The organism is Sneathiella sp. (assembly GCF_036960985.1).
In the GTDB taxonomy this organism is placed as follows: domain Bacteria; phylum Pseudomonadota; class Alphaproteobacteria; order Sneathiellales; family Sneathiellaceae; genus Sneathiella.
Window position 1 is genome coordinate 1 of the sequence record NZ_JBALWD010000020.1, and the last position, 17,355, is coordinate 17,355.

The 17,355-nt window shown below is 51.6% G+C and carries 21 protein-coding genes; 6 read left to right on the forward strand and 15 right to left on the reverse strand.

The features are described from left to right. The 6 genes from ribH to glyA form a co-directional block, all read right to left on the reverse strand. On the reverse strand, positions 1-416 hold a 416-nt coding region (ribH, locus tag V7723_RS12310; RefSeq protein WP_335684774.1), incomplete at its 3' end, for a 6,7-dimethyl-8-ribityllumazine synthase. Positions 417-418: 2 nt separating this feature from the next. After that, a complete protein-coding gene (gene ribB / locus V7723_RS12315; protein WP_335684775.1) occupies positions 419-1,531 on the reverse strand; it encodes a 3,4-dihydroxy-2-butanone-4-phosphate synthase in 1,113 nt (370 codons plus the stop codon). 7 nt (positions 1,532-1,538) lie between these two features. Further along, positions 1,539-2,126 (reverse strand): riboflavin synthase, encoded by a 588-nt coding sequence (locus tag V7723_RS12320; protein ID WP_335684776.1) that lies wholly within the window; start codon positions 2,124-2,126, stop codon positions 1,539-1,541. Between the two features lie 5 nt (positions 2,127-2,131). After that, positions 2,132-3,247 (reverse strand): bifunctional diaminohydroxyphosphoribosylaminopyrimidine deaminase/5-amino-6-(5-phosphoribosylamino)uracil reductase RibD, encoded by a 1,116-nt coding sequence (gene ribD, locus V7723_RS12325; protein WP_335684777.1) that lies wholly within the window; start codon positions 3,245-3,247, stop codon positions 2,132-2,134. 5 nt (positions 3,248-3,252) lie between these two features. Continuing rightward, positions 3,253-3,714 carry a transcriptional regulator NrdR gene (gene nrdR / locus V7723_RS12330; protein ID WP_335684778.1) on the reverse strand — a complete coding sequence of 154 codons (462 nt, stop codon included), beginning with the start codon at positions 3,712-3,714 and terminating at the stop codon, positions 3,253-3,255. Positions 3,715-3,769: 55 nt separating this feature from the next. Further along, positions 3,770-5,050: a serine hydroxymethyltransferase gene (gene glyA / locus V7723_RS12335; protein WP_335684839.1), complete on the reverse strand. Its 1,281-nt coding sequence runs from the start codon at positions 5,048-5,050 to the stop codon at positions 3,770-3,772. A 380-nt stretch (positions 5,051-5,430) separates the two neighbouring features. Here glyA and V7723_RS12340 point away from each other — a divergent pair, with 380 nt between their 5' ends. Together V7723_RS12340 and V7723_RS12345 are read left to right on the forward strand one after the other, a co-directional pair. After that, positions 5,431-5,979, forward strand: a complete 549-nt coding sequence (locus tag V7723_RS12340; RefSeq protein WP_335684779.1) for a phosphoglycerate mutase family protein — start codon at positions 5,431-5,433, stop codon at positions 5,977-5,979. 44 nt (positions 5,980-6,023) lie between these two features. Then, positions 6,024-6,422, forward strand: a complete 399-nt coding sequence (locus V7723_RS12345) for an NUDIX hydrolase (RefSeq protein ID WP_335684780.1) — start codon at positions 6,024-6,026, stop codon at positions 6,420-6,422. On the opposite strand, the gene V7723_RS12350 is transcribed toward V7723_RS12345, so the two are convergent. Beyond that, entirely contained in the window at positions 6,414-7,133 is a 720-nt protein-coding gene (locus tag V7723_RS12350; protein ID WP_335684781.1) for an alpha/beta fold hydrolase, read from the reverse strand. The genes V7723_RS12345 and V7723_RS12350 overlap by 9 nt on opposite strands. Positions 7,134-7,266: 133 nt before the next feature. On the opposite strand from V7723_RS12350, the gene V7723_RS12355 reads away from it, so the two are divergent. Continuing rightward, the gene (locus tag V7723_RS12355) at positions 7,267-7,671 is read left to right on the forward strand and encodes a bleomycin resistance protein (protein WP_335684782.1); all 405 of its coding nucleotides are present in this window, start codon (positions 7,267-7,269) and stop codon (positions 7,669-7,671) included. A 105-nt stretch (positions 7,672-7,776) separates the two neighbouring features. Here V7723_RS12355 and V7723_RS12360 read toward each other — a convergent pair whose 3' ends face one another. Further along, positions 7,777-9,027: an MFS transporter gene (locus tag V7723_RS12360; RefSeq protein WP_335684783.1), complete on the reverse strand. Its 1,251-nt coding sequence runs from the start codon at positions 9,025-9,027 to the stop codon at positions 7,777-7,779. A 610-nt stretch (positions 9,028-9,637) separates the two neighbouring features. Between V7723_RS12360 and V7723_RS12365 the strand changes: the two genes are divergently transcribed. After that, positions 9,638-10,078, forward strand: a complete 441-nt coding sequence (locus tag V7723_RS12365; protein ID WP_443024224.1) for a MucR family transcriptional regulator — start codon at positions 9,638-9,640, stop codon at positions 10,076-10,078. Positions 10,079-10,108: 30 nt separating this feature from the next. On the opposite strand, the gene V7723_RS12370 is transcribed toward V7723_RS12365, so the two are convergent. Then, positions 10,109-10,357 carry a DUF6898 family protein gene (locus V7723_RS12370; RefSeq protein ID WP_335684784.1) on the reverse strand — a complete coding sequence of 83 codons (249 nt, stop codon included), beginning with the start codon at positions 10,355-10,357 and terminating at the stop codon, positions 10,109-10,111. A gap of 160 nt (positions 10,358-10,517) precedes the next feature. Here V7723_RS12370 and V7723_RS12375 point away from each other — a divergent pair, with 160 nt between their 5' ends. Beyond that, positions 10,518-11,729, forward strand: coding sequence for an acyl-CoA dehydrogenase (locus V7723_RS12375; RefSeq protein ID WP_335684785.1), 1,212 nt, complete (start codon positions 10,518-10,520; stop codon positions 11,727-11,729). Between the two features lie 39 nt (positions 11,730-11,768). Continuing rightward, on the forward strand, positions 11,769-12,533 hold the full coding sequence (locus V7723_RS12380; RefSeq protein WP_335684786.1) for an SDR family oxidoreductase: 765 nt from the start codon (positions 11,769-11,771) through the stop codon (positions 12,531-12,533). A gap of 361 nt (positions 12,534-12,894) precedes the next feature. Here the strand turns inward: V7723_RS12380 and V7723_RS12385 are convergent, their stop codons facing one another. The 6 genes from V7723_RS12385 to V7723_RS12410 form a co-directional block, all read right to left on the reverse strand. Next, the gene (locus V7723_RS12385) at positions 12,895-13,287 is read right to left on the reverse strand and encodes a hypothetical protein (RefSeq protein ID WP_335684787.1); all 393 of its coding nucleotides are present in this window, start codon (positions 13,285-13,287) and stop codon (positions 12,895-12,897) included. A 173-nt stretch (positions 13,288-13,460) separates the two neighbouring features. Further along, positions 13,461-14,387: an N-acetyl-gamma-glutamyl-phosphate reductase gene (gene argC, locus V7723_RS12390; RefSeq protein WP_335684788.1), complete on the reverse strand. Its 927-nt coding sequence runs from the start codon at positions 14,385-14,387 to the stop codon at positions 13,461-13,463. 139 nt (positions 14,388-14,526) lie between these two features. Continuing rightward, positions 14,527-15,102, reverse strand: a complete 576-nt coding sequence (locus V7723_RS12395) for a hypothetical protein (RefSeq protein ID WP_335684789.1) — start codon at positions 15,100-15,102, stop codon at positions 14,527-14,529. 35 nt (positions 15,103-15,137) lie between these two features. Beyond that, positions 15,138-15,530 (reverse strand): hypothetical protein, encoded by a 393-nt coding sequence (locus V7723_RS12400; RefSeq protein ID WP_335684790.1) that lies wholly within the window; start codon positions 15,528-15,530, stop codon positions 15,138-15,140. Between the two features lie 148 nt (positions 15,531-15,678). Continuing rightward, the gene (locus V7723_RS12405) at positions 15,679-16,491 is read right to left on the reverse strand and encodes an alpha/beta hydrolase (RefSeq protein ID WP_335684791.1); all 813 of its coding nucleotides are present in this window, start codon (positions 16,489-16,491) and stop codon (positions 15,679-15,681) included. A 15-nt stretch (positions 16,492-16,506) separates the two neighbouring features. Then, positions 16,507-17,301 carry an enoyl-CoA hydratase/isomerase family protein gene (locus V7723_RS12410; protein WP_335684792.1) on the reverse strand — a complete coding sequence of 265 codons (795 nt, stop codon included), beginning with the start codon at positions 17,299-17,301 and terminating at the stop codon, positions 16,507-16,509. Positions 17,302-17,355 lie beyond the last annotated feature (54 nt).

The following is a 17,355-nucleotide window of genomic DNA, read 5'->3' on the forward strand; positions in this document are numbered from 1 at the left end:
GCGGTTTGCGCGGCACCGCCACCTTTATTCTTCTTGGACGACGACGCGCGTTCCCAAGCCTGGTCCAAATTTTCGCACGTTATGATCCCATTCCCCAGCGCGATACAATATTCCGTCGAAATATCCACCAGGGCACGGGCACTTTCCTCAGACACCGTATCATAATGTGACGTCTCGCCGCGAACCACACATCCCAAGGTGACATAGGCATCATACCGCCGGCGGCCGCCCATAAATTCCATGGATTTGAGAGCAAACCGGACAGCCGCAGGAATTTCAAGACAGCCCGGCACACGCACGACTTCATAAATGGCGCCGGCTTTATCCAATACTTCTTTAGCGCCGTCCAGCAACGCATCCGAAATATCTCGATAAAAATCCGCTTCGATAATCAGTACATGAATTTTATCGCTCATGTTCAATCCTTCTCGACAATCGCGCGGGTTTCACTGATGGACAAGCCATAGCCTTCAAGACCGACGACGTTTCGTTCCGTATTGGATAGCAAGATCATATCGCTGATGCCGAGATCCAACAGAATCTGTGCACCGATACCATAATCGCGCAGTTCAGAAGATTCCTTCACAGGTTCGCCAAGTTTTTTGCGGATCCGGTCCGACAATGCCATCGCTCGCGGCTCGCGGATCAGCACGACCACACCTTTGCCTTCTTCATTAATCTGGTTCATGGCGTTATGCAGCATATCCGGGTTTTCATCCATCTCGCCTAGCACATCGCCTAAAAGATTGAGGGCATGCATGCGAACCATAACCGGATCGCCGTTTGAGACATCACCTTTGACCAGCGCGATATGCTCGGCATATTGCGGCTTGTTGGAGAAAACAATCATTTTCCATTCTGCGCCGTATTTGCTGGAAATATCTGTTTCAATCTCCCGCTCAATCAAGCTGTCATGGCGACGGCGATAAGCAATCAAATCGGCAATCGTGCCAACTTTCAATCCATGAAACTGGGCAAATTTCACCAGATCTGGCAACCGTGCCATGGTGCCATCATCATTCATGATCTCACAGATAACACCGGCCGGCATCAAACCTGCAAGCCGGGAAATATCTACGGCGGCTTCGGTGTGACCCGTACGGCGCAATACGCCGCCTTCACGAGCAACCAGCGGAAACACGTGGCCCGGGCTGACGATATCCGTCGAATCCTTACTGGCATCGATGGCCACGGCAATGGTGCGCGCGCGGTCTGCAGCAGAAATCCCAGTGGTCACTCCTTCGCGGGCTTCGATGGAAACAGTGAAATTGGTTTCCAGCCGCGACGAGTTGTCCTGCGCCATCAAGGGCAGCTTCAGCTCATTGATCCGTTCTTCGGTCATGGCAAGGCATACCAAACCACGTCCATGCTTAGCCATAAAATTAACCGCATCTGGCGTTGCCATTTGCGCCGGGATCACCAGATCTCCTTCATTTTCGCGATCTTCCGCGTCCACAAGGATAAACATCTTGCCATTGCGGGCATCTTCCAGAATTTCTTCTGTTGTCGAGAGGTATTGCTTATAGGGCATCTTGTTTTTATTTCACCTCAGTCATACGGGCCACATATCGGGCCAGCACATCAATTTCAAAATTCACACGCTGTCCGACTTTAAAATCGCCGTAAGTCGTATGCGCTTGGGTATGGGGGATAATATTGACCGCAAATTCTGTATTCGTCACAGCGTTTACCGTCAGCGAGACACCATCCAACGAGATGGAGCCTTTGGCGGCTACAAAGCCGCGATAGGCTTCAGGCAACGAAAACACAAGTTTGGTAGAATCACCAATGGTTTCCAGCCCTAATAGCTCGACCACCGCATCCACATGTCCGGTGACCACATGACCGCCCAGTTCATCGCCAATTTTCAGAGCCCGTTCCAGATTGAGTTTCGCCCCTTGTTGCCAGTCTCCAAGATTGGTGCAGGATAGGGTTTCATCGGAGGCGTCAACGGCGAACCATCCCACCCCTTTGTCTACGACAGTCAGACAGGGACCTGAACAGGCGATGGAGGCGCCAATATCAATCGTGTCCGTGTCATAGGATGTGTCAATTTCAAACCGGGTATCGCCGGTTTTCTCGAAACCGCGAACGGTTCCTATATCTGTAATGATTCCTGTAAACATGCTTCCTAATTCCGTAGAAAATAGCTTTCCAACAAATCTTCGCCCAACCGACGTTCTTCGATCAGCCGAATTTCCGGCGCCGCGTCCAGCTCTCGCAGCCCTATGGACTGCAGGGCTGGAATCCCGTCTCCGCCAATGATCTTGTTCGCCCGAAACCACATCAGACGATCCGCCAATTCATCTTTTATCAGCGTTGCCAGAAGATGGGAACCACCCTCTGCAAGTATTCTTGTAATGCCGCGCGCAGTAAATTCAGCCAGCGCCTTCTTCATGTCCGGCAGGCCGCTCTCCGTTGCTGCGACTTCGATCACGGTGACCCCGAGTTCGCTGAACGCTTTCAGGCGATCCCGATCATTTCCCGGAATTGTCAAAACCCATAGCGGCGCCGCCTTTGCCGTCCGGACCAATTTGGAAGTCAGCGGCAACCGCAATCGGCTATCGGCAATGATACGGATAGGCGATTGATCCTCGAGGCCCGGAATACGGCACGTTAATTCCGGATCATCCACCAAAGCCGTCCCAATGCCGACCATAATGGCATCATTTTCAGCCCGTAACATATGGCCAAATCGTCGCGAAAGGCGTCCGGTAATCCACTTACTGTCTCCGGATACCGTCGCTATTTTGCCATCCAGACTGGTCGCCATTTTCAAAGTTACCAAAGGCCGGTTCTGTCGGCGGGTCAGAACAAAGCCTGCATTGAGATACAGCGCCTCATTGGTCAAGACGCCCTCCGTCACCTCAATCCCCGCGTCCCGTAGCTTGGCGATACCGGCTCCATTGACCCGCTCATCAGGGTCAGTCAGGGCGACAACGGTGCGCGTCACACCGGCGGCAATCAAACTCTCCGCACAAGGTGGGGTTTTGCCATGATGGGAACAGGGCTCCAGGGTGACATAAGCCGTGGCACCCTTTGCCTTGTCGCCGGCCTGTTCGAGCGCCATGGTTTCAGCATGGGGTCGGCCGCCATCCTGTGTCCAACCGCGCCCCACCACATGATCACCCTGCACAAGCACACAGCCAACCGCCGGGTTCGGTGCGACACGGCCGAGACCGCGCATCGCCAGACGCAGGGCGGTTTTCATATGATAGAGATCTTGCGTATCGCTCTGGGATGCCATCTCGTTTATGTAGTGACGTTGCCGCTCAATTCACCAATAAATTCTTCAAAATCTTTGGCTTCCCGGAAATCTTTGTACACGGAGGCAAATCGTACATACGAGACACTGTCCAAAGTTGCCAATCCCTCCATCACCAACTCCCCCACTTTGTCCGAGGGGACTTCCTGATCACCACTGCTTTCCAGCTGGCGGACGATGCCATTGATCATGCGGTCAATACGGTCTTGATCAACCGGCCGTTTGCGCGTGGCAATACTGACGGATCGTTCCAGTTTTTCCCGCTCGAACGGTGTCCGCTGGCCGTTTTTCTTGATCACAGTCAGCTCCCTCAGCTGCACCCTCTCAAAGGTAGTAAAGCGAGCGCCGCAAGTGGCACAAGCGCGCCGGCGCCGAATGGCCGTATTATCTTCTGTTGGCCGGCTATCTTTAACTTGTGTATCTTCACTGCTACAAAATGGACAGCGCATTCTTGGATCCCCTTCTCGTCACTTAGTCGTGCTGCCCATTGCCGTTCTTTAGGTCCTACAAGCTTGGATAAATTGGGAACGCATCACAAAGTATCTTCACCTCAGCCCGAACTTTTGCCTCGACAGCGCTGTTATCCTCCGGGTTTGCCACCAATCCGTCAAGGACTTCAGCAATAAGGTCGCCGACTTTTGTAAATTCTGCGGTCCCAAAACCACGGGTCGTCGCTGCGGGTGTTCCAAGACGGACACCAGACGTCACCATTGGTTTCTCTGGATCAAACGGAATACCGTTCTTGTTACAGGTGATAAAGGCATTTTCCATAGACCGTTCGGCGACATTGCCGGTCAAGCCCTTGGGCCGCAGATCCACTAGCATCACATGGGTATCGGTACCACCGGAGACGATATCCAGACCATGTTTGATCAAGGTTTTCGCCAAAACATCGGCGTTGGCCACGACTTGCGCCGCATATGTTTTAAATTCCGGCGTCAAGGCTTCCTTGAACGCCACGGCTTTTCCGGCAATGACATGCATCAACGGACCGCCTTGCATACCTGGAAAAATCGCTGAATTGACTTTCTTGGCAATGGCTTCGTCATTGGTCAGCACCATACCGCCGCGGGGGCCGCGTAATGTTTTATGGGTCGTTGTTGTCGCCAAATGGGCATGGGGGAATGGGCTTGGATGCACACCTGCGGCCACCAGACCAGCAAAATGCGCCATATCAACCATGAAATACGCCCCCACTTCATCGGCAATTTTCCGAAAAGCGGCGAAATCAATAATCCGCGGATAGGCAGACCCACCCGCAATAATCAATTGCGGTTTATGCTCGTTGGCAAGGGCGCGCACCTCGGCCATGTCTATCTGGTGGCTTTCCTTATCCACCCCATAATGCACGGCGTTGAACCATTTACCCGACTGGTTCGGCTTGGCGCCATGGGTCAGATGCCCGCCGGCAGCCAGAGACAGGCCCAGTATGGTATCACCCGGTTTGATCAGCGCCATAAAGGCGCCCTGGTTGGCTTGCGATCCGGAATTGGGCTGCACATTGACAAAGCCACAGCCGAAAAGTTCCTTTGCCCGGTCGATGGCCAATGTTTCGACTATATCGACATATTCGCAGCCGCCATAATACCGGCGTCCCGGATAGCCTTCCGCATATTTATTGGTCAGAACAGAGCCCTGCGCCGCCATCACCGCAGGACTGACGATATTTTCTGACGCGATTAATTCAATCTGATTTTGCTGACGACCAAGTTCCTGGCCAATGGCGCCAAATATGTCGGGATCATCCCGTCCAAGATCAGCGTCGAAAAAGTCATATTTTTCCATGGTTTGTTGGGTCACTTGCAGAACTCCATATGGCTAGAAAATAATCGTGGTCGAAACGAAACAGGAGAGCTGGATATCATCCAGCCTAATGAATCTTGATTTCGCAGGATGGATAGCACAAGACGCGCTGGCTTCATAGAGGAAGTCGCCCTATTTACCGGCTTTTTTCTGTGGTTATCGCGCCTTTGTTGACGTTTGGTACGAATGGTCATTCCTGAGCAAAAGGCACGCAGAAAGCTTTTGATTGGGAAACGCGACTAGCATCACACCCATAAAGTGCATGCAATTCATTTTCAAATATTTTAGGTTGATCCATCTAATGTGGCATTTATCAGAATCACAAATTCGACTGGTAGAAGTTTCGAAGGGCAGCAATTTTCATGAAAACCGTCGAAGTCCGCAGGCATACCATGCGGCAAAAGCCAAATGCACATCTATCTTCTGAGGGAATAGAGTTAGCCAATTTCGCAGGTGCTCGAATGGGTAATTATGACCGTGTGTTTACGAGCTCGCTCCCCAGATCTATCGAAACAGCTATCGCAATGGGATACGAAGTGACCGAATGCATTGAAAAATTGGGAAGTATACCGGAGGAAATTCTTGCAAAGCTAAACTGGCCAAACACTCTCCAAGCTATTTCACAAGTCATTAAAACAAATTATGACTGTTTCCAGTTCGCAAGACAGCAAGCATCAATCTGGTTTGATTGCATAAAAGACCTTCCTGATGAAAGCCGTGTTCTGATTATATCTCATGGTGGTATTATCGAGTTGGGAGCGTTGGGCAGCACTGAGCTAGATGAACATTGTGCGCCAAGAAGCGCATTTGGTTACTGCGAAGGATTTTGCCTTGAATACAGGGATGCGGAATGTGTAAATTTTGATCTTCAACTGATGCCGGAGAAAAGACGATTAATTAGCAACAAGTAGAAATAGATTCGAGATCAATTTATTTCTGTTATTTGGGAACTTCTATGGAAGAAATTAGTAATGTGTTGTTGGTTCGAAACAGGAAATTACTTCTAGGGTTGCGTTCCGGTAATCGTAAAAGATTTCCTGATTGCTGGGCAGCCCCCGGAGGACATCTGGAAACCAATGAAACACCGCTAGAGGCCGCCAGACGAGAAATGAGCGAGGAATTAGGCGTTGTTGTGAAGGAGCTCACCCAACTAAGCCCAATTCATTTATCTTCTACGACGGACCCCATAAAATTTCATATGTTCGCTGCTTTCGAGTGGTTGGGAGGTGAGCCCTCTTTAAAAAATCACGAACATTCAAAATTAGCTTGGTTTTCTTTCGACGAAGCCCGCTTGCTACAGCCTCTCGCGCTAGAAGAATATAGACTTAGCTTTCTCGAGTTGGAACTACTTTAGATGTTTAAGGATTTCAGCCTGAATGATATGTCGAAGCACTTTTGGTTGTTCAAGCGGTATATAATGACCGCATCCGGGAATAACATGCAAACGACCATTTGGTGCAGTTAGGGAAAGCGCCGCACTCGCCTCGGGTCCCGGTGCTATATCGTCCTTACCTGTAACGACCAGCACCGTATTGTCATAATTTTCTAAAAGTTCTCCTCGGCTAGGTCGAGTATGAAAGGCGGTCACGCCTTTGATAATTTCCCTCGGATCTAACTGACAAGCATAATGAAAGGCGTTGGCGACGACGGCTCGGTCCGTTGATATAGAAAACAAGGGAGCCCAATATTTATGCCATGCCGGGGCGACCCCTCCCTCTTTCAACAGATTGACCGCCTCCGCATGGAGTTCTGGATCGGGATTATGATGTGCCTTGCATCCAATAAGAATGAGGGTAACAACGCGGTCTGGTGAAAGCGCCGCTATCTCCAACGCAACGGAAGCCCCGACCGAACACCCGACAACAATGAGGTTCTTCTGGCGAACTTGTGAGAGCGATGCGACTGCCCAATCTTCGATAGAGGAGCCATAATCATACAAGGTAGGCGTATAAGTCGCACCGGGCAGGAGATCCACAAAACCGCCCCACATAGACCCATCAAATGGAAGTGCGTGGAGCAGCAGCAAGCCAAGATCTGTGTCTTGAGTACGAGTTGTTCCAGTCAATTAAATTCCATAAGCGGTTTCTATTGTGTGATTACCAACCCTTATTATACTAGTTTGAGTTCTAAAATCCGGGGAAATATTCATGACGAACGACACCGACTAAGGCCAACCACCGAAAACCGGCTGGGCACCAATGGCGCCGGAATTGTTGGTGGAGGAAATCGATCGATCCACCGCTTTTTGGCAGACATTGCTGGGCTTTGAAATGGTCTATCAGCGCCCGGAAGAAAAGTTCATCTATCTGGAACGGCCGGAAGGCGCGCAAGTGATGCTACATCAACGCTGTGATCATTGGGAAACTGGCGAAATGCAACCGCCCTTTGGCCGCGGCGTCATGTTTCAAATCGAGGCGGCAGATCTGCCGGACATTGAGGCCAAACTTGCTGCCGCAGATTGGCCGCTCCATACGGGGCCACGAGAAATCTGGCGTCGTCTTGGGGACGTGGAAGGCGGTCAGCGCGAGATCTTTGTGCAAGACCCGGATGGCTATCTAGTCATGCTGTTCAAGAACCTTGGGGAGCGGCCGATTTCAACCTAGCAGATCTGATCCTGTACCGGCATCGGGCTTGCCGCTCAAAAGATTTAATTTACCTAAACAGCTCTCTTTTGAAGGCTTTTTGGAAGGTGGCGATGGCCAATTTTTTCAGCCCCGATAATGTTCTCTGAAAATTCTTTTACGATTGAGGTAAATCGCCAGCCAAACACATAGTCCAAGTATAACCCCGATTGTTGTTGGCAGCTGCACGCCGGCATTGACGGCCGCCGCGCCGATCACATAAGCGCCGACACCAGCCGCCAATCGCTCGATCATGAAAACCGTCCCCATGACGCGTCCGCGCTGGTTCTCGGTCACCGCAAGCTGAATGATCGTCATCGTTCCGGTATGTCGTGTTTCCGCCGCAAAACCCAATATGATCGCGATGGCCGCCGCCATATAGAGGTTGCTTGCCTGAGCCAGGGCGCCCAGCGCAATCAAGGCGACAAAGAACGCCCAGAGAACAAGATTAACCCGCGCGGCAGCCCCCCGGCTTCGGGCAAGCCAGAGCGCCGCGCATGTCGCCCCAAATCCTATAAACGCCAGAATAACCGACAGGCCGACGACCCCTTCCCCTAGAACCGTGTCTGAAAAGGCCGGGAGCATTTGATAGAACCCCATTAAAGCCACATCGGCAAAAAACAGGACAATCAGCAATGATCCGATTGTCTTGCGGGTCGAGATATATTTAATGCCCTCCTGCATATCACCAAAAAACGACCGGGAAGACGGCTCCGGGTGGACGTAGTCGGCAGGTGTTTTCAGGCATAAAAAGGCGAAAATAAGCACCAGATAACCTACCGCGTTGACGATAAATGCGGCTGTCGTCCCATAGCCAACGATGATCCAGCCGCCCAATGCCGGTCCGACGAAAACCGCCAACTGGGTATAGGCAGAAGCGACAGCGATTGCCGAGGGAACAGTCGCGCGGGCGACAAACCGCGGGATGGTCCCATACATGGCCGGAACCATGAAGCTGATAAAGATACCATGCGCCAGTACGAGGGCCGCCAAGGTCCAGATTGTCAAGCTGTCTGTCCAGGCAAACGCGGCCAGCAATGCCGCCTGGAAAAGCAGGAGTGTGCAGGTCAAGAGCAGTATTTTGTGCCGATCGAAGCGATCCGCCAACGCCCCGGCCACCGGCATCAAAACCACATTTGGCAAGATGTCCAGCAACGCCATGACGGCCAACCACTTGGTCGAGGCCGTCAGTTCCCAGGTGAGCCAGGACACGGTGACGATCTGAACAAAAAAACTAATCCAGGAGGCGATGGACCCAACAGAATAAATCCGAAAATTGCGATCAGAATACGCATCGGTTATGCCGCCCAAAAGATTCAATTTATTAGCGATTTTCATACGCGAATTATCTTGTTAAAGTGTCGTTTCGTAAAGCGTTATTTAGGATATAGACCTCGACATCTTGCAAATGAAAGACAGGCTAGAAGTGCCGTTCTCTCCCCTTTTGGCAAACCAGCATTTGCATATTACCTAAACAGCTCTCTTGTATGCGTTTTTTGTAAGGTGGCGATGGCCGCTTTCGCGAATTTGATCATCGTTTTGATCTCTGGAACAGTACTCATCCGACGTGACTACCCAGCTGACAAACGCGAGACGCATAGCCGACGACGAGATAATCCGTCGAGAATCACCTTCCTATAGAATGTCAATATAGTCGGTATTTAAACCGCATGCTGTTTATTGGCGAGAAATATTAATTACTGGATAATCTGCGCCCATTACCTAACGCCACAATAACGCCGCAATTTTATAGAATAAGTAACATTATATTCTATAAATATTCGCGAATTCCTGCATTTGAAAACGCAAAGTCACATAATTTCCACAACCAATATTTGTAGTATTTAATAATTACAAAAATATAATTGACATGCATTCTCAATAGTAGGCAAATTGCGGTACAGGCAAGTACAGTTTCAATACTTGCATAGGGAAGCGAAAACTTGAAATGGCCGATATGAACATTACAACGCCAATAGACACGACAGGTGTCGATAAGGAAGAACTTTTACGGATGACAGCGGAAATCACTTCTGCTTATGCCAGCAATAATGAGATTGGCAAAGGCGACCTGGTGGACGTGATCAAATCTGTATATAAATCCCTCTCGTCCCTGGACGCAGAAATGGAATCTGATCGCGGGCCTTTGGTTCCGGCGGTCCCGATCAAGAAATCCATTCAGAATGATTTCATCGTCTGTTTGGAAGATGGCAAGAAGCTCAAAATGCTGAAACGGTATTTGCGCTCCAATTACGAGATGACCCCCGAAGAATATCGCATGAAATGGAGCTTGCCGGCCGACTACCCCATGGTTGCACCGGCTTATGCCAAACGTCGCTCGGAATTTGCCAAGGAATTCGGTCTCGGTCGGAAACGCAAAACCGCCTGAGCTCAGCTGGAGGATGCCCGGCTCTGTTGGCTAGACAATAATACCCGATTTTTTGGGGTCGTGGGACGCCGGGTTTTGGGGTGTCTCGGTTTTGCCTTTATTGAGCACAAAAAGCAGTTTTTGCACGGCCGCCCGGCTCAACTCCTCTTGCCCGGCGGAACTTGGACCGACAAGGGAGACTTCCGTCAGGGTCTGCGGATCGATCGCGGACACCTTGACCGAAGATCCATGCTGATGGAACTCGACAATATATTCGGTGCTCCCCTTCTTTTGCGACATTTTTACGTTATCCTTGGCGGTTGATCCCTGCCCGCACTATAGACGATAATAAGCTGGATTACAGGAAGCATATTGAAACTGGCCGTCAAAGCCGTTAAACACAGTCATAATTATATGGATGACTTCACTAATAACTAAATAATAAATCGGAGAACCGCTCATGAGTAGCGCCCCAGCCGCCAAATCCGCCGGAAACAAGCCTGTTTTCAACCCTGAAGATCCGTTTTTGCTGGATGACCAGCTGACGGAAGAAGAACGGCTGGTGCGCGACACCGCCCGTGATTACTGCCAGGACAAACTGATGAGCCGGGTGCTCCTCGCCAACCGGCACGAGACGTTCGATCGGGATATCTTTACGGAAATGGGGGCATTGGGATTGCTCGGCTCGACCATCGAGGGCTATGGCTGTGCCGGTCTGGGCTATGTTTCCTATGGCCTTGTGGCGCGCGAGGTGGAACGGGTCGACAGCGGCTATCGCTCCATGATGTCTGTGCAGTCAAGTCTTGTGATGCATCCGATCAACACTTATGGCACCGAAGAACAGCGCCAGAAATACCTGCCGAAACTGGCCACCGGTGAATGGATCGGCTGTTTCGGATTGACCGAGCCCGATCATGGTTCGGACCCCGGCAGCATGGTCACCCGCGCCAAATCTGTAGATGGCGGCTATTCCCTCAGTGGCGCCAAAATGTGGATCACCAATTCCCCCGTCGCCGACGTGTTCGTCGTCTGGGCGAAAACCGATGATGGGATCATTCGCGGCTTCATCCTGGAAAAAGGCATGGAAGGTCTGTCGGCACCAAAAATCGAAGGCAAGTTTTCCCTGCGCGCCTCCATCACCGGCGAGATTGTCATGGACAATGTGTTCGTGCCCGAAGAAAATCTGATGCCCAATGTGCAAGGATTAAGCGGACCGTTCGGCTGTCTCAACAGCGCCCGTTTCGGCATTGCCTGGGGCGCCCTTGGTGCCGCGGAATTCTGCTGGCAGGCGGCGCTTCAATATACCATGGACCGCAAACAGTTTGGCCGCCCCCTCGCCGCCAATCAGCTGATCCAGAAAAAACTCGCCGATATGCAAACGGAAATCACCCTTGGCCTGCAAAGCTGCCTGCGGGTCGGTCATTTACGCGATGAAAACCGCGCCGCGCCGGAAATGATCTCACTGATCAAACGTAATTCCTGCGGCAAGGCTCTCGATATTGCCCGGGTTTCCCGCGATATGCACGGCGGCAATGGCATCAGTGACGAATATCATGTCATCCGCCATGTGATGAACCTGGAAGCCGTCAATACCTATGAAGGCACCCATGATGTGCATGCGCTTATTCTGGGCCGGGCCCAAACCGGCATCCAGTCTTTCACCGGTGCGTAATCCAAAACCAGAAGAACAGCACAAGCTGCGGAGATACAAATGAAAATACAAGGTAAAAACATCATCATCACCGGCGGTGCCAGCGGCATCGGTAAAGCCCTGGCATTGCGTTTCCATGCGGAAGGCGCGCGCGGCATTACCGTCGCCGACATGCAAGCGGAACCCTTGCAAGAAGTCGCCGATCAAATTGGCGGCATCGCCGTTGCCGGCAACGTCACCGATGAAGCCCATATCCAGGACCTGGTCGCCCAGGCCGAAGCGGCTTATGGTCCCGTCGATATCTTCGTCTCCAACGCCGGTATCGCCCGCATGGGATGGGAAGAAAGCTCCGATGAGACCTGGCAGCTCAACTGGGACATCCATGTGATGGCCCATGTCTATGCGGCCCGCGCCGTCGTCGACAAAATGATCGCCAATGGCGGTGGCTATCTGGTCAATACAGCCTCTGCCGCCGGCTTGCTCAGTCAGGTCGATAGCGCCACTTACGCGGTGACAAAACATGCCGCCGTTGCCTTCGCCGAAACCCTGTCGATCCGCTATGGCGACAAGGGGCTGCGCGTCTCTGTGCTCTGCCCGCAGCAAGTGCGGACAGCCATGACCGAGAACAACCTTGAAGGCGTCGCGGGTGTCGATGGCACCATGGAGCCCGAGGAACTGGCCGATCATGTGGTCACGTCCATGGACAAGGAAGAATTTCTCATTCTCCCCCATGAACAGGTCATAGATTACATGCGCCGCAAAACAAGCGACTATGATCGCTGGCTCGGCGGCATGCGCAAACTGCGCGATATGTACATCACGTAAGGTTCCGGAGACACCTATCCCTGAAACCCAAAGGAAAGAACTGCCTTAAAAATCAGTTGGTTCGACTACTCGGCTTATTTATACGTTGAAGTCCGTGTGACAATGCGGCGCGACAGCAACTGGGATTGGTCGCGCCAGCATATCACCCTCAATCCGATTTTCGGATCTTGATAATATACTATCATAAAGAGTTTGTTTTGTCAAGATAAATGACGAAAAACGGGTGTTCTCCCCGCTCACCCCAGCATCAGATCGAGGTTCTGCACCGCCGCGCCGGAGGCCATTCTCTCCCCTATAATCAATTCTATTCCCTCATTGCCCGGGCAATTTCCGGCAAGATAACGGTTACGGGCCTGGACAATTAAACACCTGCAAACAGGACCGCAGACGTGCAGAAAAGTGCAAAATATGTAAGGACAAAGACACCGGTCAGATAACCTGTGAAGAAGAATTTCTTTTTAAAAAAAGTACTCAGATACAAAGCCACAGTGAAAACCAGATAAATTGGCAGGCAGTACAGCGGAAAGATCAGGACGGCAAATGGCACGACGCCAAGACCCATGGCGGACAGCAAAAATGAATAAAGCAGGCGCGTCAAGCTCATGCCCGGCTTTGCGTTTTCAGGAAAGGTGAAAAATACAAAAGCGGCCTGCGCCAGAAAAATCAGCCCAAGTGCAATCAGAAAAGCCTTCAGAATCTTACCCATGACATCTGGCATAAATATCTGATTTAAATGCCCTATTCCCAGAGCCATGTCATTTTTCCTGTTGTTGCAAACCGTTGATATCTCAACATATGGTGTGATCAATAACAGCAGGCAACCGTAAAAATACGGTTAAAACCCGGTTTGCTTCGGTAAAGTCGCGGTATTTGAAGGGGTGCTTTTCGGGAGGTAAAGCGTCGATCGGCATGAACCGCCCTCCCCACTCACCCCAGCATCAGATCGAGGTTCTGAACCGCCGCACCGGAGGCGCCTTTACCGAGATTATCAAACACCGCGGCGATCATCACCTGCTGCTTGGCCTCATCGCCGAACACATAGAGTTTCAATGCATCGCTGCCGGCCATCATGTCGGCGGGCAGGCGTTTGACGGATTGGGCCTCGTTCAAGGAGATCACCTCGATCACCTCGCTGCCCGAATAGAAATCGCTCAGCCGTTGATGAATATCGGCCATTGTTGGCGTGCCCGGCAGCTGCGCCAGATCCAGCGGCACCTGCGTGATCATGCCTTGCGGGAAATTGCCGACGCTGGGAATAAACACCGGCGGCTTGGCCAATCCACCATACACCTGCATCTCGCCCAGATGTTTATGCTGCAACTGCAATCCATAGAGATGAAACGCTGCAGGAGACGGGGTGTCACCGCCTGCCCCTTCATATTCGGCAATCATCTGCTTGCCGCCGCCGGTATAGCCGGAGACGGCGCTGACCGCCACCGGGTAATCAGCCGGCACCACACCCGCCGCCACCAACGGATTGAGTGCGACAATCACGCCGGTCGGATAACAGCCCGGATTGCTGACCCGCGCCGCGCCGGAGATTTTTTCCGCCTGCCCCGGCTCAAGCTCGGCCAAACCGTAAACCCAGTCGGGATCGGTGCGATGGGCGGTGCTGGTATCGATAATCCGCACGGAGTTCGCCCGCGCCAGCGACACGGTTTCCTTCGCCGCCGCATCGGGCAGACAGAGAATGGACAGATCGGCATCATTGAGCGCCGCGCCGCGCTTAGCCGGATCTTTCTTCTCGGCCTCGTCCAGCAGGATCAGGGAGATGTCCGCGCGCGCCGCCAACCGCTCCTGTATCTGCAGCCCCGTCGTCCCCGCCGATCCATCAATAAAAATATGCGCCGTCATCGCCTCGCCTCACCAAAAATCATGAGGCGCAGTCTTATCATAGGAGGGGGCGATGGGGCAAATGGGGAGTGGGACGGGATCGGCAATCCTAGGTCCTTCTATAAATGCTACACAAAGATCACATGTTTAGATCGGCTTGTCACTGATTGCCCCAATCTGAACTTTTCTCAATCATTGTGTAAACTTCATCTTCCTGACCTTTTTTCCAAACTTCGTCGTTCCAACTGCTTATGACTTCTGCAGATTTTCCGTTTGTCTTCAGCAATTTATCAAGTACAGAAATTCTCTGTTTGCTGACTATTTCAAGTTTATTTAACATCTCGGTGCTAAAACCCATTTCCTTGGACAAGTTTGAAGCGACGTCATCTGAGATGACCGCAATACTACCATCACTCAATTGCAATCCGTAACCGAGGTTAGCTGATTTGTTATCCGAGATAATTTTCTTTATTTGTAATTCAGTAAGATCTGAAACCGAGTAAGCATATGAAATATCAAAATTTTCTAGCGCGCTTGGTTTCACATAATAAGCCGTCAAATACTTTAGTTGTCTCAACACACCATGTGGCTTGTAAATAGCGGCTGCTTCATACTCGTTTGGATTTGCGATGACTACTTCGATTTCTTCTTCCGCGGAAACAACTGATCCACCAGCTATCCAATTGACCATTATCATACCAACTAGAATTTTAGCTAATATTAGATTTTTGAACACACTGACTCCTTTCTCATCGGCTAACAATTCGTCTTTTATCCGAATATTTTTGCCAAGATCAGTTCTAGCCCTACACCGCCAATAACCGCCATACTCCCGATGCCCAGCATTGCATATTTTCCGACGCTGGCTTCTTTCACGTTGACAGCAATTAAAGAAACCAAAAAGATAAGTAATAATAGTAGAGAGCAGCCAATTGCCATGCCCCCGATGTTGTCCATTACTCTCAGCTTTTCACCAGATATATGCCCATTAACGACCATTTGAACAATGACTATTATTAAAGCGCCAATGAAAACCGATCCAAATTTTTTCCACCATGGAATTTTTTCAAATGTTATGATGTCATGATCATTAGGGTGCTGTGTACATGTTACACCATTGTTAAACATTTTTGTACATTGAACAGATTCAGCTTGATTGCCCATGGTACTCTCTCAATTCAGATGAAAAAGTGAATTTATATTATTTTAACTAGATTAGATTTAATGTAAACACCCTTATAAATATGCGAAATATCTATCATTTTTAAGATCCCAAAGGTTATTGGATGAGAATACGCATTTATAATAATGTTCACTCCTCCGCCAACGCCCCCTTAAAAAACGCAATCGCGATCTCGACGCTGCCAAAAGCCGCGAGGTTGTTATGGCCGGCGCCCTCGATCGCGAGGAATTTGGTGCCTGCAGGGGCCAGTTCGGCGAGGCGTTTGCCCAGCTCGAACGGGATGACCTTATCGTTTGTGCCATGCATAATCTGGATCGGCGCGGTGATCTTGCCGATTTGTTGGTCGGAATGGAACGGATGTTTCAGCAGACCGTTTAGCGGTACCCAGCCCATGCGATACCGCGCCACATCAAGGATCGAGGTGAACGGTGCCTCCAGCACCACGGCGAAGACCGGGCGCTGCACTGCCAGCGGCACGGCAACACCGGTGCCGAGCGAATGGGCATAGAGACCGATGGGCTGATCGGTCTGGGCGCGGACATGATCGTAGGAGGCCAGACCATCCATGATCAGGCCGGTTTCCGTGGGGCTGCCCGTGCTGCCGCTGTAGCCGCGATATTCGATCAACAAAACACCAAAGCCGCTGGCGGCCAGCTCCTCGCCTTTGCTGACCTGAAAATAGGCGGTGTCGGCATTGCCGTGAAAGACGAGGATTGTCGCCTCCCCGGCCTCCGCCTTATGTTCATAGGCGCGCAATGTCTCGCCGTCCGGTGTCGGAATATCAACAGGATTATAACTGCCCACGGGGCCCGGCGGGGGTGTCCTGCTGGGCGCCGGGAAAATCAGCTTAGCCTGCAGGAAATACATGGCCGCGAACGGGATTATGCCGAAAACCAGAATGGCAACAACAAACGTGACGATGAGTCTGGTAAGGAAGGTCATAGGTACCCGTTTGTTTTAGCGCCCCCGAAAATCCGGGTCGCGTTTTTCGAGGAAGGCGGTGACCCCTTCCAGATAATCCTCCGAGCCGGTGGCCAGCGCATATTGGTCGATATCCATATAGCTGGTGGCGTGGTTGAGGGCATTGGCGGCGACGCTGGCGCCTTGTTTGATCATGCGCACGGGCAGCGGTGGACGGGCGGCGATTTTGGCGGCCATGTCATGGGCCACATCCAGCGCCTTACCATCCTCCGTGACTTCTTCGACCAGACGCCATTTCTCGGCCGTGGCGGCGGAAATAATATCGGCGACAATGCACAGCTGCTTGGTGCGGGCCGGCCCCATCAGATTGACCATGCGCGGGATCGACTGCCAGCTCATATTCATGCCATTGCGGATTTCGGGTACGTAGAATTGCGCCGATTTACCGGCGATGCGCATATCAAGGGCGGCAATCAGGGCGACACCGCCGCCAATGCAGTAACCTTCGACGGCGGCAATGGTCATGGGTTGCAGGTCTTCCCAGGCCTTGCACATTTTCGGGCCGACCGACAGCATCTCGCGCTTGTCCATGACGCCGGCCTCCAGCCGTTCCTTCAGCGCCGCATCCTTCAAATCAAAGCCGACCGTGAAATTCTTGGCATTGCCGGTGAGGATGATGGCGTTGGTTTCCGTATCGCCTTCAAAATCGCGGGCAACCGCCAGCAGCTCTTTCATCAACTCGACGGACATGGCATTGACCGCATTGCCGCGATCAAAGCGGACGGTGGCGACGCGATCTTTCTTTTCGACAGATACATACTTGTAGGTCATGAGGTTCCCTCTTATATTTTTGGTATTCTGTTGCCGATCCCTCCCCCAGTAAAG

Excerpts from the sequence above, each read along its gene's own strand:
- ribB (WP_335684775.1), bottom strand. The coding sequence starts at position 1,531 with ATGCCCTATAAGCAATACCTCTCGACAACAGAAGAAATTCTGGAAGAT.
- V7723_RS12320 (WP_335684776.1), bottom strand. The coding sequence starts at position 2,126 with ATGTTTACAGGAATCATTACAGATATAGGAACCGTTCGCGGTTTCGAG.
- ribD (WP_335684777.1), bottom strand. The coding sequence starts at position 3,247 with ATGGCATCCCAGAGCGATACGCAAGATCTCTATCATATGAAAACCGCC.
- nrdR (WP_335684778.1), bottom strand. The coding sequence starts at position 3,714 with ATGCGCTGTCCATTTTGTAGCAGTGAAGATACACAAGTTAAAGATAGC.
- glyA (WP_335684839.1), bottom strand. The coding sequence starts at position 5,050 with ATGGAAAAATATGACTTTTTCGACGCTGATCTTGGACGGGATGATCCC.
- V7723_RS12340 (WP_335684779.1), top strand. The coding sequence starts at position 5,431 with ATGAAAACCGTCGAAGTCCGCAGGCATACCATGCGGCAAAAGCCAAAT.
- V7723_RS12345 (WP_335684780.1), top strand. The coding sequence starts at position 6,024 with ATGGAAGAAATTAGTAATGTGTTGTTGGTTCGAAACAGGAAATTACTT.
- V7723_RS12355 (WP_335684782.1), top strand. The coding sequence starts at position 7,267 with ATGGCGCCGGAATTGTTGGTGGAGGAAATCGATCGATCCACCGCTTTT.
- V7723_RS12360 (WP_335684783.1), bottom strand. The coding sequence starts at position 9,027 with ATGAAAATCGCTAATAAATTGAATCTTTTGGGCGGCATAACCGATGCG.
- V7723_RS12365 (WP_443024224.1), top strand. The coding sequence starts at position 9,638 with ATGGCCGATATGAACATTACAACGCCAATAGACACGACAGGTGTCGAT.
- V7723_RS12370 (WP_335684784.1), bottom strand. The coding sequence starts at position 10,357 with ATGTCGCAAAAGAAGGGGAGCACCGAATATATTGTCGAGTTCCATCAG.
- V7723_RS12375 (WP_335684785.1), top strand. The coding sequence starts at position 10,518 with ATGAGTAGCGCCCCAGCCGCCAAATCCGCCGGAAACAAGCCTGTTTTC.
- V7723_RS12380 (WP_335684786.1), top strand. The coding sequence starts at position 11,769 with ATGAAAATACAAGGTAAAAACATCATCATCACCGGCGGTGCCAGCGGC.
- V7723_RS12385 (WP_335684787.1), bottom strand. The coding sequence starts at position 13,287 with ATGGCTCTGGGAATAGGGCATTTAAATCAGATATTTATGCCAGATGTC.
- argC (WP_335684788.1), bottom strand. The coding sequence starts at position 14,387 with ATGACGGCGCATATTTTTATTGATGGATCGGCGGGGACGACGGGGCTG.
- V7723_RS12400 (WP_335684790.1), bottom strand. The coding sequence starts at position 15,530 with ATGGGCAATCAAGCTGAATCTGTTCAATGTACAAAAATGTTTAACAAT.
- V7723_RS12405 (WP_335684791.1), bottom strand. The coding sequence starts at position 16,491 with ATGACCTTCCTTACCAGACTCATCGTCACGTTTGTTGTTGCCATTCTG.
- V7723_RS12410 (WP_335684792.1), bottom strand. The coding sequence starts at position 17,301 with ATGACCTACAAGTATGTATCTGTCGAAAAGAAAGATCGCGTCGCCACC.